The following is a 16,377-nucleotide window of genomic DNA, read 5'->3' as shown; positions in this document are numbered from 1 at the left end:
GCTGCCATTTGCCAGCCGCCCCCGTCCCTTTCCGCAGGCTGAGACCTTCCATGCATCTTCAGGAACTTAAGAAAAAATCTCCTGCCGATCTTTTGTCGTTTGCTGAATCGCTGGAAATTGAAAATGCGAGCAGCCTGCGCAAGCAGGACATGATGTTTGCCATCCTTAAGCAACTGGCGGAAAACGATACGGCAATTTTTGGTGAAGGCGTTCTGGAAATCCTGCAAGATGGGTTTGGGTTTCTCCGATCTCCCGAGGCCAACTATCTCCCTGGTCCCGACGACATCTATATTTCCCCCAGTCAGGTGCGTCGCTTTGGTCTTCGAACCGGCGATACGGTGGAAGGCCAGATCCGCTCCCCCAAAGACGGCGAACGCTATTTTGCACTTCTCAAGGTCAACAAGATCAATTTCGAGGTGCCCGAGGCGGTTCGCCACCGCATCAACTTCGATAACCTGACCCCGCTCTATCCCGACGAACGCCTCAAGCTTGAAATCGACGACCCGACGCGCAAGGAATTCACCACCCGCGTCATCGACCTGATCACTCCCCTGGGCAAGGGTCAGCGCGCCCTCATCGTGGCGCCGCCGCGCACCGGCAAGACCGTGATGCTGCAAAATATCGCCCACGCCATCACCGCCAATAATCCCGAGGTCTACCTCATTGTGCTGCTCATCGACGAGCGCCCCGAGGAAGTCACCGACATGGCCCGCTCGGTGAATGGCGAGGTGGTCAGTTCCACCTTCGACGAACCCGCCGCCCGCCACGTCCAGGTGGCCGAAATGGTCAGTGAAAAGGCCAAGCGGCTGGTCGAGCACAAGCGCGACGTGGTCATCTTGCTCGATTCCATCACCCGACTGGCCCGCGCCTATAACACCGTGGTGCCGTCGTCGGGCAAGGTGCTGACCGGCGGTGTCGATGCCAACGCCCTGCAAAAGCCCAAGCGCTTCTTTGGCGCGGCGCGCAATATCGAGGAAGGGGGGTCGCTGACCATCATCGCCACCGCCTTGATCGACACCGGCTCGCGCATGGACGAAGTGATTTTCGAAGAGTTCAAGGGCACCGGCAACTCGGAAATCATCCTCGACCGCAAGCTGGCCGACCGCCGCATCTTCCCCTCGATCGACATCACCCGCTCGGGCACGCGCAAGGAAGAGCTTCTGGTCCGCCGCGATGTGCTCTCCAAGATGTGGGTGCTGCGCCGCATTCTGTCGCCCATGGGCACCCAGGATGCCATGGAGTTCCTTCTCTCCAAGATGAAGGAAACCAAGAACAACGACGACTTCTTCGAGGCCATGAATTCCTAAAGAGCCCGAGGGGTCTGGGGAGGCCGCGCCTCCCCAGCCTTATTCTTTCAAATCCCCTTCAAAATCCAGCGGGCCAGCCGGCCATAGTCGCCATCAAAATGATGCCCGCCCGTCGTGCGCAGCACATCGGCGCCGCGCTGCTCCAGGGCCGGACACGCTGACTCCGCCGCCTCGTCCTCGCCATAGGCACACTGGATCATCCCAGGCGCCACCCCCTCCAGGTCGGGCAGCGTGGGGATCCCCTGCGGCGGGCGACGCCCCATCCAGCCACTCAGGCTGATTTCAAAATCCCCCACCGGGGACAAAGCCAGCAAGCTCAGGCGCACCACCCGCGCCCGGTCGGCCTCGGACAACGCGGCAAAGGTCGCGGGCAGCACGTCGGCGCCAAAAGAATACCCCACCAACACCACCCGACGAACCCCCCCAGGCCTGGGTGTACTGGGCCATGGCGCGCGACAGCAGGGCGGCCGTCGCCCACCCGGGTTTTCTTTGCTGGATGATCAGGCGATGCGCGCGGCGCTGGGCTTGGCCGCGCGGGGCCTGGGCCGAGTGTGGCCCAATCCCGCCGTGGGCTGCGTGCTGCTTGATGCCCAGGAGCGGGTGGCGGGCCGGGGCTGGACCCAGCCCGGCGGACGTCCCCATGCCGAGCGGGTGGCCCTGGATCAGGCCGGCGAGCGGGCCCGGGGGGGAACCGCCTATGTCACCTTGGAGCCCTGTTCCCATTATGGCCAGACGCCGCCGTGTGCCGAGGCCCTGATCGCCGCTGGGGTGGCCCGGGTGGTGGTGGCCCTGGGCGACCCGGATCCTCGGGTCAACGGGCGCGGGCTGGCCCGGCTGCGGGCCGCTGGGGTGGTGGTGGAGACGGGCCTGCGCGAGGCCGAGGCCCGCGAGCTGGCGTTGGGCTTTTTGCTTCACCGCACCCAGGGGCGGCCTTTGGTGACGCTCAAGGTGGCGGCGTCGCTGGATGGCCGCATCGCGACCGCCCGCGGCGAGAGCCAGTGGATCACCGGGCCCGAGGCCCGTGCCGTTGGTCATGGCCTGCGGGCGACACATGACGCCATCGCCGTGGGGCTTGCCACCGTGCGGGCCGATGATCCGGTGTTGACCTGCCGCTTGCCCGGCCTGGAAGAGCGCTCGCCGGTGCGCGTGGTGTTTGATGCCCGCTTGGACCTGCCCCTGACCAGCCGTTTGGCCCAAGAGGCCCGCCTTGGCCCACCGGTATGGGTGGTGGGGACGCCCGCCGCCGATCCGGCGCGCCGGGCCGCCCTGGAGGCGCTGGGCCTTCGGGTGCTGGGCGTGGCGGCCGATGACCAGGGACGGCCCCGCATCGACAAGGCCCTGGAAGTCCTGGCCGATCTGGGCGTGACCCGGCTGCTGGTCGAGGGCGGAGCGCGGTTAAGCGCGGCCTTTCTCGCCGCCCGGCGGGTGGACCGGCTGGCGTGGTTTACGGCCCCCAAGCTGCTGGGCGGCGACGCCTTGGCGGCGGTGGCGCCGTTCGGGGTTGACCGTTTGGCCGATTGTGCCCTCTTTGAGCCCCAGGGCTGTGGCTTCCTGGGAGCCGATCGCCTGGATATCCTTGCTTTGCCCGAAGGAGTGACGAGCGCATGTTTACCGGCATCATTACCGACCTAGGGCGCGTGCGCCACGTGGACCACAGCGGCGAAACCCGCTTCACTTTCGCCACCGCTTACGAGACCCAGACCATTCCCCTGGGGGCGTCCATTGCCTGCAACGGCTGTTGCTTGACGGTGATCGAGACCGGGGCCGACTGGTTTGCCGTGCAGGCCTCGGCCGAGACCTTGTCCAAGACCACGTTGGGCACCTGGACCGAGGGCACGCCGGTGAATTTCGAGCGCGCTTTGGCGGTGGGCGACGAGTTGGGCGGCCACATCGTCTCGGGCCACGTGGACGGCGTGGCCGAGGTGGTTGACATCACCCCCGATGGCGAGAGCCGACGCTTTCGCTTTCGTGCCCCCGAGGATCTCAAGCGTTTTGTCGCGCCCAAGGGCTCGGTGGCCCTGGATGGCGTGTCGCTGACGGTCAACGAGGTTGAAGGCGCGGTCTTCGGGATCAACATCATTCCCCACACCCAGTCCGTGACCACCTTCGGGACCTTGGTCCCGGGCAGCCGGGTGAACATGGAAATCGACATGCTGGCGCGCTACGTCGCGCGGCTCCTGAACTCCGAGACCTGAGGCATTCCCTTGACCTACCGTGACTATCTGGCGACGCCGGAAGAGATCATCGAAGACGCCCGCCAGGGCCGCATGTTCATTCTGGTCGATGACGAGGACCGGGAGAACGAGGGTGATCTGGTCATCCCGGCCAGCATCACCACTCCCGACGACATCAACTTCATGGTCAAGTACGGGCGGGGTCTCGTGTGCCTCGCCATGACCCGCGAGCGCTGCGAGCACCTGAACTTGCCCTTGATGGCGCGGCACAACGGCTCGCGACACTCGACGGCCTTCACCGTGTCGATCGAGGCGCGCGAGGGGGTGACCACCGGCATTTCCGCCGCCGATCGCGCCCACACCATCCAGGTGGCCTTGCATCCCGACGCCAAGGCCAGCGACATCGTCTCGCCCGGCCACGTGTTCCCCCTGGTGGCGCGCGATGGCGGCGTGCTGGTGCGGGCTGGCCACACCGAGGCGGCGGTCGATGTCGCCCGGCTGGCCGGGCTGCCTCCGGCCGGCGTGATCTGCGAGATCATGAACGACGACGGCACCATGGCTCGGATGCCCGACTTGGTGCGCTTTGCCCAGGAGCATGGGCTTAAGGTCGGGACCATCGCCGACCTCATCGCCTATCGCCGGGTCAAGGAGCGCCTCGTGCGCCGCGAGATGGAAACCGCCTTTCGTTCGGTGCACGGTGGCGACTGGCGCATGATCCTCTATGTCTCCACCGTCTCCTATGGCGAGCACATCGCCTTGGTGAAGGGCGACCTGAGCGGCGACGATCCGGTGTTGGTGCGCGTGCACGCCCTCAACCTCCTGGATGACGTGCTGGGGGACGCCGAGGGCGAGCATCAGGGGCAACTGCATCAGGCCATGGACCAGATCGCCAAAGCCGGGCGCGGCGTGGTGGTCTTGGTGCGCGAATCCGGCCCCACCGTTCTCGCCGACCGTCTGAAAGCCCGCATGGGCGAGCCGGGGGCGGCCGGGCGTCTCGTCGATTACGGGGTGGGAGCCCAGATCCTGCTGGACCTCGGGGTGAAGGACATGGTCCTCTTGTCCAATACCCCCAAGACCATCATCGCCCTGGATGGCTATGGCCTGCGGGTCGTGGGGCAGCGTCCCCTTTCTTGAGAGGAGTGAAACCGGATGGCTGGGGGTCCCCGTATCCTGATCGTCGAAGCGCGCTTCTACGACGACATTACCGATAATCTGGTCCGGGGCGCCATCAACGCCTTGGAAAAGGAAGGCGCGGGCTTCAAGCGCATCATCGTGCCCGGCATCATTGAGGCGCCGGCCGTGGTGCGCTATGCCATCCGGTCGATCGAGTTGCGGGCCACCGATCACCGCTACGCCGGCTATGTCGTGCTGGGCTGCGCCCTCAAGGGCGAGACCGACCACTACGAAAACGCCTGCCGCGTGGCGATCGATGGCTTGATGCACTTGACGCTGACCTACTCGCTGGCCTTGGGCAATGGTATCCTGACCTGCCAGACCTATGAGCAGGCCCTGGAGCGCTCGGATCCTGATAAGCGCGATTTTGGTGGTCAGGCGGCCCGGGCGTGTTTGCGCATGCTGAAGGTCAAGCGCGAACTGGGGCTTTAAGAAAGGCTGGGGAGGCGGGGCCTCCCCAGACCCCTCCTTTTTTGGAGGGTGGGGCGGGGCGGCAGTCTCCGCTGTGACGTTTAAAATCAAAAGCGAGAGGATGGGCATGGCCCAGACACAAGGCAAAGGCGAGCGGCAGGTGCGCAGCGCCGCCGCCCGGCTCGCCGCCGTTCAGGCGCTTTATAGCCTGGACGTGGGCGAGGGATCGGTCGAGGAACTGGTGCGGGCGTTCATGAATGGCGCGGTGGGCGGCTACACCATGGTGGATGTGCCTGATCCCGCCGGGATCTTCGATCCCACCGAAACCCGTACCGAGTTGGAGCCCCCGGATGGGGAACTGTTCTGCCAGTTGGTGCGCGGCGCCGCCGCCGAGCGCGCGCGGCTAGACGAGGTGATCCAGGCGACCCTGTCGTCCGATTGGCCGTGGGAGCGTTTGGAAGCCTTGGTGCGCGCCATTCTGCGCGCCGGCGTCTATGAACTGCTGGAGCGTCCGCGCACGCCGCCCAAGGTCGCGATCAAGGAATATGTCGATATCGCTCTCGCCTTTTATTCCGGGCCGGAGACCAAGCTGGTGAACGCGCTGTTGGATCGGGTGGCGCGCTCGGCCCGCCCCGAGGCCTTCGGGACCAAGGCCGGATGACGCGTCGCGGCGAGTTTGCCCTGATCCGCGATTTGTTCGCCCCGCTGGCCCGCGTGCGGCCCGAGGCCCTGGGCCTGGAGGACGATGCCGCCTTGCTGGCGGTTCAGGGGCTGGGGGGCTTGGCGGTGAGCGCGGATGCCATCGTGGCCGGGGTGCACTTTCTCCCCGACGATCCCCCGGGGTCGATCGCCGCCAAGGCGCTGCGGGTCAATCTGTCGGACATGGCGGCCATGGGCGCGCGCCCCGTGGGGGTTCTGCTGACCATGGCCTTGCCGGCCGGCCTGGACGATGCGTGGCTGGAGTCCTTCGCCCGGGGGTTGGGCGAGGATCTGGCGGCCTTCGAAATCGCCTTGCTCGGAGGCGACACGGTGGCGACGCCGGGGCCGCTCACCGTTTCCGTCACCATCTTGGGCGATGTCGTCCCGGAGCGGGCCTTGCGCCGGGCGGGGGCCCGGGTCGGCGACGACCTGTGGGTGTCGGGGACCCTGGGCGACGGCACCTTGGGGTTGCGGGTGGCGCGCGGCGGGGCGATGGGCCTGCCCTGGCCGTTGCAAGAGGCTCTGCGCGAGCGCTATCGCCGGCCGGTGCCCCGGGTTGCCCTGGGCCAAGCCCTGGTCGGCGTGGCCAGCGCCGCCATGGATATTTCCGATGGCCTGTGCGCCGATGCGTGGCACATGGCCCGCGCCTCCGGGGTTGGGCTGCGGATCGAGGCGCCGGTCCTGCCGGTGTCCGAGGGCGCGGCGACGCTCATCGCCGACGATCCTGCCTTGTTTGTCGAGGTGCTGGCCGGCGGAGATGATTACGAGCTGTTGTTTACCGCTCCCGCTGACCAACGCGACGCGGTGGCGGCCGGCGCGGCGGCGTGCGGGACCTTGGTGACGCGCATTGGTCGGGTGGAGGCGGGCGAAGCGGCGGTGGTGGTCGTGGACGCCCAGGGGGAGCCCTTGGCGCTCGAACGTACCGGCTGGGCGCACGACGCTTGAAGAGAAGGCTGGGGAGGCGGGCCTCCCCAGACCCCACCGATCCTGGGGAGGCCCGCCTCCCTAGCCTTCCCTTTTCTCTCCCCTAAGGGGGGAAGGCAATTCTCGTCTGGTCCTCTCCCAGATTTCGTCGCACACTGGCAGAGCCCCCAAGGTGACGGCGAGGAACAGCCCCCATGATCAAAATTCTCATTGCGTTGGTGGTCCTGGTTGTTCTGGCCGGGGGAGGCGGCGCGGCTGGGATGGCGATGGGGTATTTGCCCGATATCTTCCATCTGTTTCCCCAGGCCCCTACGGTGTCGGCCCCCCTTTTGCCGCCCACCCCTCGTCAACGCCTGGGGCCGCCGCCGTTCTTGCTGTCGATGAAGCCCCTAGAGATCCCCGTGATTCAGAACGGGGAGGTGACGCGGCGGCTGTCCATCCGCCTGAGGCTGCATTTGCAGGAGGCGGACAATTCCACCTTGAGTCAGCGTGGCCATCTCCTGCATGCGGCTTTTTTTCAGGACATGATGGGCTTTATGCCCCAACTGATGGAGGGGCGCACGGATGTGGATTTGCGCGCCATCAAGGATCGCCTCAAGGTAGTAGCCGACCGGGTGGTGGGAGCCGGGGTGATCAAGGAGATCCTGATTCAGGGCTATTTTGAGCGTTGATCTAAACTGACTCCCCTGGATCGGGGGATTATGGCAAAAGCCGGGCCAAGTTCGCAGTTTTGTTGCCCTAATCCCACACTTCTGGCACGCTCTTCCCGCCTTTCGGAAGTTACCCGACGGCCTGGGGGTGAGGGGGCTCCATGTCCTTGTCCCGAGGGCCGCCGTTGGGCTCACAGCGCAAGGAATGTCTTAATGACAGGAATTTACCTCTTCGTCATTGCCTGCGGCGTGGCGGCTCTCCTGTTCGGAGCCGCGACCGCCCGGGCGATCATGGCGGCGCCAGCCGGCTCTGACCGCATGCAGCAGATCGCCGGGGCGATCCAGGAGGGGGCTCAGGCCTACCTCAATCGTCAATACCGCACCATCGCTCTCGTGGGCGCGGTGGTCTTTGTCATCCTGCTTCTGACCCTGGGCTTCGCGGTGGCGATGGCTTTCCTGGTCGGCGCCGTGTGTTCGGGCGCGGCCGGGTACATCGGCATGCACATCTCGGTGCGCGCCAACGTGCGCGTGACCGAGGGGGCGCGTCAGGGTCTGGCGCGGGGTCTCGATATCGCCTTCAAGTCGGGGACCGTGACCGGCATGCTGGTCGCCGGTCTCGCCTTGCTGGCGGTGTCGGTGTACTACGTGATCTTGGTGATGGCCGGCGCGGAGGGGCGCGGCCTCGTCGATCCGCTGGTGGCGCTGGGCTTTGGCGCCTCCTTGATCTCCATCTTCGCCCGACTGGGCGGTGGCATCTTCACCAAGGGCGCCGACGTGGGCGCCGACTTGGTGGGCAAAGTGGAAGCGGGCATCCCCGAGGATGATCCGCGCAACCCCGCCGTGATCGCCGACAACGTTGGTGACAACGTGGGCGATTGCGCCGGCATGGCCGCCGACCTGTTCGAGACCTACGCGGTGAGCGTGGTCGCGACCATGGTGCTGGCGTCCATCTTCTTTGCGGGCACCGACAATCAGACGGCCATGATGGCCTACCCGCTGACCATCGGCGCGGTGTGCATCCTGGCCTCGATTGCCGGCACCTTCTTCGTGAAGCTGAGCGACGCCAAGGGCTGGATCAACAAGCTGTCCAGCAACCCGATCATGAACGCCCTCTACAAGGGCTTCCTGGCCTCGGCCGTGCTCTCGCTGGGCGGGATCGCCGTGGCGACGGCCTGGGTCCCGGGTCTTGGCGGCATCGAGGCGGCGAACGGCGAGAGCTACAGCGGCATTGCCCTGTTCCTCTGCGCTTTCATCGGTCTGGTCGTCACCGGCCTGATCATCTGGGTGACCGAGTACTACACCGGCACGGATTTCCGTCCGGTGCGCTCGGTGGCCAAGGCCTCGACCACCGGCCATGCCACCAACGTCATCCAGGGTCTGGCCGTGTCGCTGGAAGCGACGGCGCTGCCGGCCCTGATCATCTGCGCGGCCATCGTGCTGACCGACATGCTGGCCGGTCTGTTCGGTGTGGCCATTGCGGTGACCAGCATGCTGGCCCTGGCCGGGATGGTGGTGGCGCTTGACGCCTATGGTCCGGTGACGGACAACGCGGGCGGCATCGCCGAGATGGCGGATCTTGACCAAGGCGTGCGCAAGATCACCGACGCCCTCGACGCGGTGGGTAACACCACCAAGGCCGTGACCAAGGGCTATGCCATTGGCTCGGCCGGTCTTGGCGCCCTGGTCTTGTTCTCGGCCTTCACCGAGGACCTCTCGCACTTTGTGGCCAATCCCAAGCTGTATCCCTCGTTTGCCGGGTTGACCTTGGACTTCTCCTTGTCCAACCCCTACGTGGTCATCGGCTTGTTCCTGGGCGGTCTGCTGCCCTTCTTGTTCGGCGCTATGGGCATGACGGCCGTGGGCCGCGCCGCCGGCAGCGTCGTTGAGGAAGTGCGCCGTCAGTTCCGCGAGATCCCGGGGATCATGGAAGGCACGGCCAAGCCGGAATACGGCCGCTGCGTGGACATGCTGACCAAGGCGGCCATCCGCGAGATGATCGTGCCCTCGCTGCTGCCGGTTTTGGCGCCGGTGGTGCTGTACATGGTCATCTTGATCGTGGGGGGCAAGGCGGAGGCGTTGTCCTCCGTGGGCGGTATGCTGCTGGGCGTGATCGTGACCGGCCTCTTCGTGGCCATTTCCATGACCGCCGGCGGCGGTGCCTGGGACAATGCCAAGAAGTACATCGAGGACGGTAACTACGGCGGCAAGGGCTCGGACGCTCACAAGGCGGCCGTGACCGGTGATACCGTTGGCGATCCGTACAAGGACACCGCCGGCCCGGCCGTGAACCCGATGATCAAGATCACCAACATTGTGGCCCTGCTGTTGCTGGCCATGATGGCGCACTAAACCACATCAGGGGTCTGGGGAGGTCTGCCTCCCCAGACTTTTCTTTTTAGTTGTTGTTGCCCATCTGGCTCGCACTGACGCGGCCGAGGTTGCCTAGGAATTCCTGAAAGAAATTCGCTTCGGTGCCGCGGGTGGGGGTTTCGCGTTTGACGACCTCGACGACGCGGCCATCCTCACGGCTCAGGCGATCCACCCCCTGGAGCACGCCTTGATCGTCGAAGCGCACGGCGATAACCTGCCGGCGCAGTTCCTCGGGAGCATAAAAGGCCACCTGGGCGGTCTGGTTGCTGATGTAGTACCAGGTTTCGCCGCCGAAGAGGGAGGTGGACGAGGGCGTTCCCAAGATGGTCTGAATATCGGCCCGGGTCTGCTCGCCGACCTTGAGGCGGCCCATGGCCTCCTCGGTCGGAAGATTGCCGTGTGCGTTGATGTCGTGCGAGCATCCGGCCGTGCCCAGCACCAAGGCGGCCCCAAGGACCCCCGCCGTCAAGCGACCCATGGCGTGCACCCTCCTTGTGTGATTGTTGCGGTTCACGAGAGATCGCTGGGGAGAAGTGGGCAGCGCTTTTCCCGAAAGGCAAACTCTATCAATGGTTTTTGGAGCTTGTCCGCTCGCGTGAAACGGCGCGACTGTAAATCACCCGGGGCGGGCCCGCAAGATGGAACGGCGAAGGAAACAGGGAAGACTGGGGAGACGCGGCCTCCCCAGACCCCCTCCGTTCCTGGGGCCTTGCCTCCCCCAGCCTATCCTTTCTTGCCAAGGCGGCGCTCTCGCTTCATCCTGGGCGCGCCTGGGGGCATGAAAGCCTGACACTCGGGCAAGCTGTAAGGATGGAGTCTCATGGTGTTCGGGGTGTTTCGGTCCCGCTCTCCCTATCAGGAGACAGCGCGGACCTTGTACGGGAGTGTGGTCGCCAAGGCGCGTGACGTGGCGTTTTACAATACGCTGGGGGTGCCCGACACCCTGGATGGCCGCTATGACATGCTGGTGATCCATGCCGCGTTGCTGCTGCGCCGGCTCTCGACGGTGGATCCCGGGCAGGCTCCCCTGCGTCGGGCCCCGGCGGCCCGGTTGGCCCAGGCCGTGTTCGACCTCATGATGCGTGACATGGACTCTTGCCTGCGCGAGATCGGGGTTTCGGACATGAAAGTGGGCAAGGAGGTCAAGAAAATGGCCCGCGCCTACTTCGGTCGGGCCTATGCTTACGAAGCGGGTTGGCGCGACGGGACCTTGGAGGAGGCCGTGCGGGCCACCTTATATCGGGCCGTCTCGCCGACCCCGGCCCAGGTGGCGGCCATGGTGGCCTATATGACCCGGGAGGCCGAGGCTCTGGCCCAGCAGCCCGAGGCGTCTTTCCTGGCCGGTACCTTGGCGTTTGGTCCGGTGCCGGCTCTTTTGGACGTACAGGAGGGGGCATGACCATCGTTCCCGAAGGGGGCTTTAGCCGCGTGGTTGAGGTGCGGACCGTGCCGCCCGCCGGCCGAGCCCTTGAAATTACGGCGACACCCGAGGAGTGCCAAGCGGTGGCCCGGTCTTTGGACCTTCAGGCCGTGCACAGCTTAGTGGGCCGCCTGACCCTGACCCCTTGGCAAGACGACGGGGTCCGGGTGGAGGGCCATCTGCGGGCCGAGGTGGTGCAGACCTGCGGCCTGACCTTGGTCCCGCTCGACGCGGTGGTGGACGTCGATCTCACCCGGACCTACTCTCCCGACGCCGAGGATCCCGACGCGGCCCTGGCCAATCTCGATGAGATCGACCTGGAGGCCCTGCTGACCGAAGAGGATCCCCCCGATCCCCTGGTTGATGGGCGCATTGATCTGGGCGATGTGCTGGCCGAGGAGCTGGCGCTGGGGCTTGATCCCTTTCCCCGGGCGCCAGGAGCCGAGTACAGCGCGCTGGCCTTCGAGGAAGAGCCCGATCCCGAGCCTCAGGGACCCAATCCCTTTGCCGTTCTGGAAAGATTGCGGAAAAAATAACGTCATCGTGCCGCAACCCTTGCCGGAGCGGCCGAATCTCGCTAAACAACCACGCTCTCCAAGGACCCGGTGCGACACTCCGGCTCCGTCCCTCTGACGAGACATTGGATCATGGCAGTACCCAAGAAAAAGACTTCCAAGTCGCGGCGTGACATGCGCCGGTCGCACCACGCGCTGAAGCCCGTGGCGTACAACGAGTGCCCGAACTGTGGCGAGCTGAAGCGCCCGCACCACGTCTGTCCGTCCTGTGGCCAGTACCACGGCCGCGAGGTCGTGGCCGAGTCGGCCGCGTAACCACACCAGACAGGGTGCTGTTCATGACACAGCCGGGAGGGAAGCGGTGAGCGGGCCTTTGGTCATCGCTGTGGACGCCATGGGCGGGGATCAGGCCCCGGACGTGGTGATCAAGGGGCTCGCCTTGGCCCGCGACCGTCATCCCGAGGTGCACTATCGCCTCTATGGGGATGAGGGACGGGTTGGCCCGCTCCTGCGCGCTCACCGCGCGCTGGAAGACGTTTGCACCTTGCATCACACGACCGAGGTGGTCTCGTCGGAAGACAAGCCCTCCCAAGCCGTGCGCGGCGGGCGCAAGTCCAGCTTGTGGCTGTCCATCAACTCCGTAAAGCAGGGCGAGGCGGCAGGTGTCGTCTCGGCCGGCAATACCGGCGCGTTCATGGCCATGTCCAAACTGATCATGCGCACCCTGCCCGGCATCGATCGGCCAGCGATCGCCACCGTGCTGCCGACCCTCAAGGGGGACTGCGTCATGCTCGATCTCGGTGCCAACGCCGAGTGCGACACCAAGAACTTGGTCGATTTTGCGATCATGGGCGAGGTGTTCGCGCGAACCGTGCTGGCGCTAGACCGTCCCACCGTGGGCCTGATGAATATCGGATCCGAGGCCGGCAAAGGCACCGATACCGAGCGCGAAGCCGCTGCCCGTCTCAGCGACTCGGCCTTGCCCATTGATTTTTATGGCTTTGTCGAGGGCGATGATCTCGCCAAGGGCACCGTGGATGTCATCGTGACCGATGGCTTTACCGGCAACGTCATGCTGAAGGCCGTTGAAGGCACCGCCAAGCTCTACGCCCAGTTTTTGCGCAATGCCTATTCCAGCTCCACCCTGGCCAAACTCGGCTACATGCTGTCCCGGCCGGCCCTGGAGAAAGTCAAGGCCCGCACCGATCCTCGGCGCTACAACGGGGCCATGCTCCTGGGGCTGACCGGGGTTGCCGTCAAAAGCCATGGCGGGACCGATGCCCTTGGCTTTGCCAATGCAGTGTGCGTGGCAATCGACTTGGTCCGCCAAGGCTTTAACGAAACGATCAAGGGGGAGTTCGGCAAGGTTCATGGGCCCGCGCCGGCGCCCGTGGCCTCCTGAGTCCCGTTTCCCAGCCACCAGACCCCTGTCCGCGCCCCTTGTTGCCCGGCGCGGGCCGGGGCCTTGCAGACATAGGGGTGATCCGTCATGGTGCGTTCCGTGATCGCGGGATGCGGCGCCTACCTGCCCGCAAACCGTGTGACCAACGATGATCTCGCCCAGCGGGTCGATACCTCGGACGCCTGGATCCGCGAACGCAGCGGGATTGTGGCCCGGCACTTCGCCGCTGAGGGCGAGCTGACCTCGGATCTCGCCGCTCAGGCCGCACGCGCTGCTCTCGCCGACGCCGGCCTTGAGGCCGACGCGGTGGATCTCATCGTGCTGGCCACGGCCACTCCCGACAAGACCTTTCCCGCGACCGCTGTACGGGTTCAAACCCTGCTGGGCTGCCGCCCCGGGGTCCCGGCTTTCGATGTTCAGGCGGTTTGCTCGGGCTTTCTCTACGCTTTGGGCGTGGCCGACAGTATGGTCAAAGTCGGGCTGGCCCGCACCGCCTTGGTGATCGGGGCCGAGACTTTTTCGCGTCTCCTCGACTTCAACGACCGCACCACCTGCGTGCTGTTCGGCGATGGGGCGGGGGCCGTGGTCTTGCAAGCTAGCGACGCTTCGGGCGGCCTGGAGCAGCGCGGCATCCATTCCGTTCACCTCCACGCCGATGGTCGGTATCAGGACTTGCTGTATGTCGATGGCGGGCCTTCGAGCACCCAGACCACCGGCTTTGTGCGCATGCATGGCAAAGAGGTTTTTCGCCACGCCGTGACCAACCTCAGCGGCGTGGTCACCGAGGCCCTGGAAGCCAACGGCTTGAGCGCTGCCGACCTGGACTGGATCGTCCCGCACCAAGCTAACCAGCGCATTCTCGACGGAACAGCCCGCAAGCTGGAAATTGATCCCGCGCGTGTCATTAGCACCATTGCCCTGCACGCCAATACGTCGGCCGCCTCTGTTCCTCTGGCCATGAGTGTGGCGCGGGCCGATGGCCGCTTGAAGGCGGGGGATCTTGTCTTGCTGGAGGCCTTGGGCGGAGGCTTCACCTGGGGGGCTGCCCTCGTGCGGTTGTAGGCCAGCCCAGGAATATGAGAAGGCTGGGGAGGCGGGGCTTCCCCAGGCCCCTCCTTTCTTGGGTCCACGTCGTCTTTCAATGCTTTGATATTGACGGGTTTCTCCGCCTGCTCTACGCTTTTTGCGAAGCACCTCGTCCAGGAGCGGGAGCCAGGGCATGAGCAGCAGGACCATTACCCGAGCGCAGTTAAGCGAGGCGGTCTATCAAGAGGTGGGCCTGTCTCGTAATGAATCCGCCGACTTGCTGGAAATGGTCCTGGGCGAGATGTCCCAGGCTTTGGTGCGCGGCGAAACCGTCAAAATTTCCAGCTTCGGTAGCTTTTCCGTGCGGGAAAAGGGGCAGCGCATCGGTCGCAACCCCAAAACCGGCGAGGAGGTCCCTATTTTGCCCCGGCGGGTCCTGGTCTTTCGTCCCTCCCAACTCCTGAAGGCGCGGGTCAATGAAGGCCCGGTCGGCCGCCAGCTCGAAAACGGGTGATGATCCGTGAGCATGGGCAACACGCTGCCACCTGATCCCAACGGGGACTTCGAGGGCGACGGTCAACGCCGGTCTGGGAAGTCCGACTCTGCCTTCCGCACCATCAGCGAAGTCTCGGCTGATCTTGGCGTCCCGCAGCACGTTCTGCGCTTTTGGGAAACCAAGTTCTCGCAGATCCGGCCGATGAAGCGGGGGGGAGGGCGGCGCTATTATCGCCCGGAAGATGTTGTCTTGCTCGCGGCGATTCGGGATCTCCTCTATAACGACGGTTATACGATTCGTGGCGCGCAAAAGTTGCTTCGCGAAAGCGGCCTCCGCGCGGTTCTGGCCCAGGTCGGCGAGGGACGCGACCGGCCGACTCTGGTCGGCGCCACCATGGTGGGACTCGACGAAGACGGCTTTCCTGACGAAGCCCTCCATGAGGATGACTTTGGTCATGAGGACCTGGGGCTCGACGTTGTCCTGCCAACAACCGCGATGGTTGCTTCCCCCCGGGAGGTCCTGACACCGGCTCCGGTGGCTCCTTCTGCTTCCGCTCCTGCGGTGCTACCGGAGGCGCCCAAAGCGGTGGTCGCCGAGGTGGTGCTGGAAGAGCCCAAGGCGGTGGTTGCCGAGGCGGTGCCGGAAGAGCCCAAGGCGGTGGTTGCCGAGGTGGTGCCGGAAGAGCCGAAGGCGGTGGTTGCCGAGGTGGTGCCGGAAGAGCCGAAGGCGGTGGTTGCCGAGGTGGTGCCAGAAGAGCCCAAGGCGGTGGTTGCCGAGGCGGTGCCGGAAGAGCCCAAGGCGGTGGTTGCCGAGGTGGTGCCGGAAGAGCCGAAGGCGGTGGTTGCCGAGGTGGTGCCGGAAGAGCCGAAGGCGGTGGTTGCCGAGGTGGTGCCAGAAGAGCCCAAGGCGGTGGTTGCCGAGGACCACGCCCGCGCCAAAGCGAGGCTTTCCGCAGCCACGTCGTCGTCGATGCGGTCGAGGCCGATCTCGAGGGCGACGGTGTAATTCTCTGGCAGGGGGAGGGCGGGGAGGAGGGAAGGGAAGGGGACGTCGCCCCAGCCGAGGGGCATGTGGAGATCGCCGACGCCGAACACGCGGTCTTCGCCGGGGAAGAGGCCGGGCATGCACAGGGGCACGCCGAGGCTGTCGTGCAGATGGAGATGGGTGGCCAGGGGGGCGAGGGGGCGCAGGCGCTCGGTCAGATCCCAGCCAAAATGGCGGGCGCCGATGTGGGCGTGGCTGACGTCGATGGTGGCGCGTAAGGAGGGATGGTTGACCGCTTCGACCTGGGCGGCGATCGAGAGCGGGTCAAGGCCGTGGTTGGTGTCGGTGCCGTTCAGGTATTCCTGAATCACCGGCATGTTCTCGAGGGCGATGGTGACGCCGTGAGCGGCGGCGCGCTCGGCCATGCGGTGAAGGCCGTCGCGTTCGCGGGCCATGAGGGCATCGCGCTCGGCGGTGAAACTTGGGGTATCGACCCAACTGGGATGGACGACCAGAACCGTGCCCCCGAGGGCGGCGCAGGCGTCCACCACGGCATCGGCCACGCGCTGGTGGCGCTCGGCGTGGGTGCGGTCCATGAACGACAGGGACAGCACCGAGTGCACGGTAACGGCGGGGCGGTGGCTGTGAAGGATGCGCTGGACGCGGGCGAGATGGCCGGTGTTGAGCCGCCCGCCGATCACCACGCCCAGCGGCGTCAGGCTGAGTTCGACGCCATCGGCTCCGAGGGCCAAGGCCCGGCCCACCTGCCGGTCAAGCCCCTGAAGGGTACTTTGCTGAACGGTAAAACCGATACGCGCACCCATAA

18 protein-coding genes and 1 pseudogene are annotated in these 16,377 nt (G+C 65.6%); 16 read left to right on the top strand and 3 right to left on the bottom strand.

The annotated features are described in order from the left end of the window. The first annotated feature begins 50 nt into the window (after positions 1 to 50). The gene (rho, locus tag RSPPHO_RS05025) at positions 51 to 1,307 is read left to right on the top strand and encodes a transcription termination factor Rho (protein ID WP_041794344.1); all 1,257 of its coding nucleotides are present in this window, start codon (positions 51 to 53) and stop codon (positions 1,305 to 1,307) included. 47 nt (positions 1,308 to 1,354) lie between these two features. Here rho and RSPPHO_RS05020 read toward each other — a convergent pair whose 3' ends face one another. Further along, a complete protein-coding gene (locus RSPPHO_RS05020; protein ID WP_014414183.1) occupies positions 1,355 to 1,717 on the bottom strand; it encodes an AcvB/VirJ family lysyl-phosphatidylglycerol hydrolase in 363 nt (120 codons plus the stop codon). A 97-nt stretch (positions 1,718 to 1,814) separates the two neighbouring features. On the opposite strand from RSPPHO_RS05020, the gene ribD reads away from it, so the two are divergent. The 8 genes from ribD to RSPPHO_RS04980 all read left to right on the top strand — a co-directional run bounded on the left by ribD (position 1,815) and on the right by RSPPHO_RS04980 (position 9,687). After that, entirely contained in the window at positions 1,815 to 2,939 is a 1,125-nt protein-coding gene (ribD, locus tag RSPPHO_RS05015; protein WP_051013688.1) for a bifunctional diaminohydroxyphosphoribosylaminopyrimidine deaminase/5-amino-6-(5-phosphoribosylamino)uracil reductase RibD, read from the top strand. Next, entirely contained in the window at positions 2,912 to 3,502 is a 591-nt protein-coding gene (locus RSPPHO_RS05010; RefSeq protein ID WP_014414181.1) for a riboflavin synthase, read from the top strand. The genes ribD and RSPPHO_RS05010 overlap by 28 nt, the downstream gene beginning before the upstream one ends. A gap of 9 nt (positions 3,503 to 3,511) precedes the next feature. Continuing rightward, the gene (gene ribB / locus RSPPHO_RS05005; protein ID WP_014414180.1) at positions 3,512 to 4,615 is read left to right on the top strand and encodes a 3,4-dihydroxy-2-butanone-4-phosphate synthase; all 1,104 of its coding nucleotides are present in this window, start codon (positions 3,512 to 3,514) and stop codon (positions 4,613 to 4,615) included. A gap of 15 nt (positions 4,616 to 4,630) precedes the next feature. Then, positions 4,631 to 5,086, top strand: coding sequence for a 6,7-dimethyl-8-ribityllumazine synthase (locus RSPPHO_RS05000; RefSeq protein ID WP_014414179.1), 456 nt, complete (start codon positions 4,631 to 4,633; stop codon positions 5,084 to 5,086). Between the two features lie 100 nt (positions 5,087 to 5,186). Then, positions 5,187 to 5,726, top strand: a complete 540-nt coding sequence (gene nusB, locus RSPPHO_RS04995; RefSeq protein WP_041794341.1) for a transcription antitermination factor NusB — start codon at positions 5,187 to 5,189, stop codon at positions 5,724 to 5,726. Then, positions 5,723 to 6,709 carry a thiamine-phosphate kinase gene (thiL, locus tag RSPPHO_RS04990; RefSeq protein WP_014414177.1) on the top strand — a complete coding sequence of 329 codons (987 nt, stop codon included), beginning with the start codon at positions 5,723 to 5,725 and terminating at the stop codon, positions 6,707 to 6,709. The genes nusB and thiL overlap by 4 nt, the downstream gene beginning before the upstream one ends. Positions 6,710 to 6,882: 173 nt before the next feature. Further along, positions 6,883 to 7,359, top strand: coding sequence for a hypothetical protein (locus RSPPHO_RS04985; RefSeq protein ID WP_014414176.1), 477 nt, complete (start codon positions 6,883 to 6,885; stop codon positions 7,357 to 7,359). 192 nt (positions 7,360 to 7,551) lie between these two features. Further along, entirely contained in the window at positions 7,552 to 9,687 is a 2,136-nt protein-coding gene (locus tag RSPPHO_RS04980) for a sodium-translocating pyrophosphatase (protein ID WP_041794337.1), read from the top strand. A gap of 46 nt (positions 9,688 to 9,733) precedes the next feature. Here the strand turns inward: RSPPHO_RS04980 and RSPPHO_RS04975 are convergent, their stop codons facing one another. Further along, positions 9,734 to 10,186, bottom strand: coding sequence for an outer membrane protein assembly factor BamE (locus RSPPHO_RS04975; protein ID WP_041794330.1), 453 nt, complete (start codon positions 10,184 to 10,186; stop codon positions 9,734 to 9,736). A 342-nt stretch (positions 10,187 to 10,528) separates the two neighbouring features. On the opposite strand from RSPPHO_RS04975, the gene RSPPHO_RS04970 reads away from it, so the two are divergent. The 7 genes and pseudogenes from RSPPHO_RS04970 to RSPPHO_RS20895 form a co-directional block, all read left to right on the top strand. After that, on the top strand, positions 10,529 to 11,107 hold the full coding sequence (locus tag RSPPHO_RS04970) for a ubiquinol-cytochrome C chaperone family protein (protein ID WP_014414173.1): 579 nt from the start codon (positions 10,529 to 10,531) through the stop codon (positions 11,105 to 11,107). Beyond that, positions 11,104 to 11,664 carry a YceD family protein gene (locus tag RSPPHO_RS04965; RefSeq protein WP_041794327.1) on the top strand — a complete coding sequence of 187 codons (561 nt, stop codon included), beginning with the start codon at positions 11,104 to 11,106 and terminating at the stop codon, positions 11,662 to 11,664. The genes RSPPHO_RS04970 and RSPPHO_RS04965 overlap by 4 nt, the downstream gene beginning before the upstream one ends. A gap of 111 nt (positions 11,665 to 11,775) precedes the next feature. Next, positions 11,776 to 11,958: a 50S ribosomal protein L32 gene (rpmF, locus tag RSPPHO_RS18735; protein ID WP_081581654.1), complete on the top strand. Its 183-nt coding sequence runs from the start codon at positions 11,776 to 11,778 to the stop codon at positions 11,956 to 11,958. A 46-nt stretch (positions 11,959 to 12,004) separates the two neighbouring features. Further along, positions 12,005 to 13,045 carry a phosphate acyltransferase PlsX gene (gene plsX, locus RSPPHO_RS04960; RefSeq protein WP_041794325.1) on the top strand — a complete coding sequence of 347 codons (1,041 nt, stop codon included), beginning with the start codon at positions 12,005 to 12,007 and terminating at the stop codon, positions 13,043 to 13,045. 87 nt (positions 13,046 to 13,132) lie between these two features. Continuing rightward, positions 13,133 to 14,107: a beta-ketoacyl-ACP synthase III gene (locus RSPPHO_RS04955; protein WP_014414170.1), complete on the top strand. Its 975-nt coding sequence runs from the start codon at positions 13,133 to 13,135 to the stop codon at positions 14,105 to 14,107. A 157-nt stretch (positions 14,108 to 14,264) separates the two neighbouring features. Continuing rightward, positions 14,265 to 14,585 (top strand): integration host factor subunit alpha, encoded by a 321-nt coding sequence (ihfA, locus tag RSPPHO_RS04950; RefSeq protein WP_041794322.1) that lies wholly within the window; start codon positions 14,265 to 14,267, stop codon positions 14,583 to 14,585. A gap of 12 nt (positions 14,586 to 14,597) precedes the next feature. Continuing rightward, positions 14,598 to 14,831 (top strand): annotated as a pseudogene (locus RSPPHO_RS20895) (MerR family transcriptional regulator); the annotation flags it as partial. A gap of 188 nt (positions 14,832 to 15,019) precedes the next feature. On the opposite strand, the gene RSPPHO_RS18725 reads toward RSPPHO_RS20895, so the two are convergent. Beyond that, positions 15,020 to 16,375, bottom strand: a complete 1,356-nt coding sequence (locus RSPPHO_RS18725; RefSeq protein ID WP_242390571.1) for a sugar phosphate isomerase/epimerase family protein — start codon at positions 16,373 to 16,375, stop codon at positions 15,020 to 15,022. Positions 16,376 to 16,377 lie beyond the last annotated feature (2 nt).

It is taken from the genome of Pararhodospirillum photometricum DSM 122, from assembly GCF_000284415.1.
GTDB lineage: Bacteria > Pseudomonadota > Alphaproteobacteria > Rhodospirillales > Rhodospirillaceae > Pararhodospirillum > Pararhodospirillum photometricum.
Note: the sequence above shows the minus strand (reverse complement) of the source record. Positions and strands in the feature narration are given on the sequence as shown.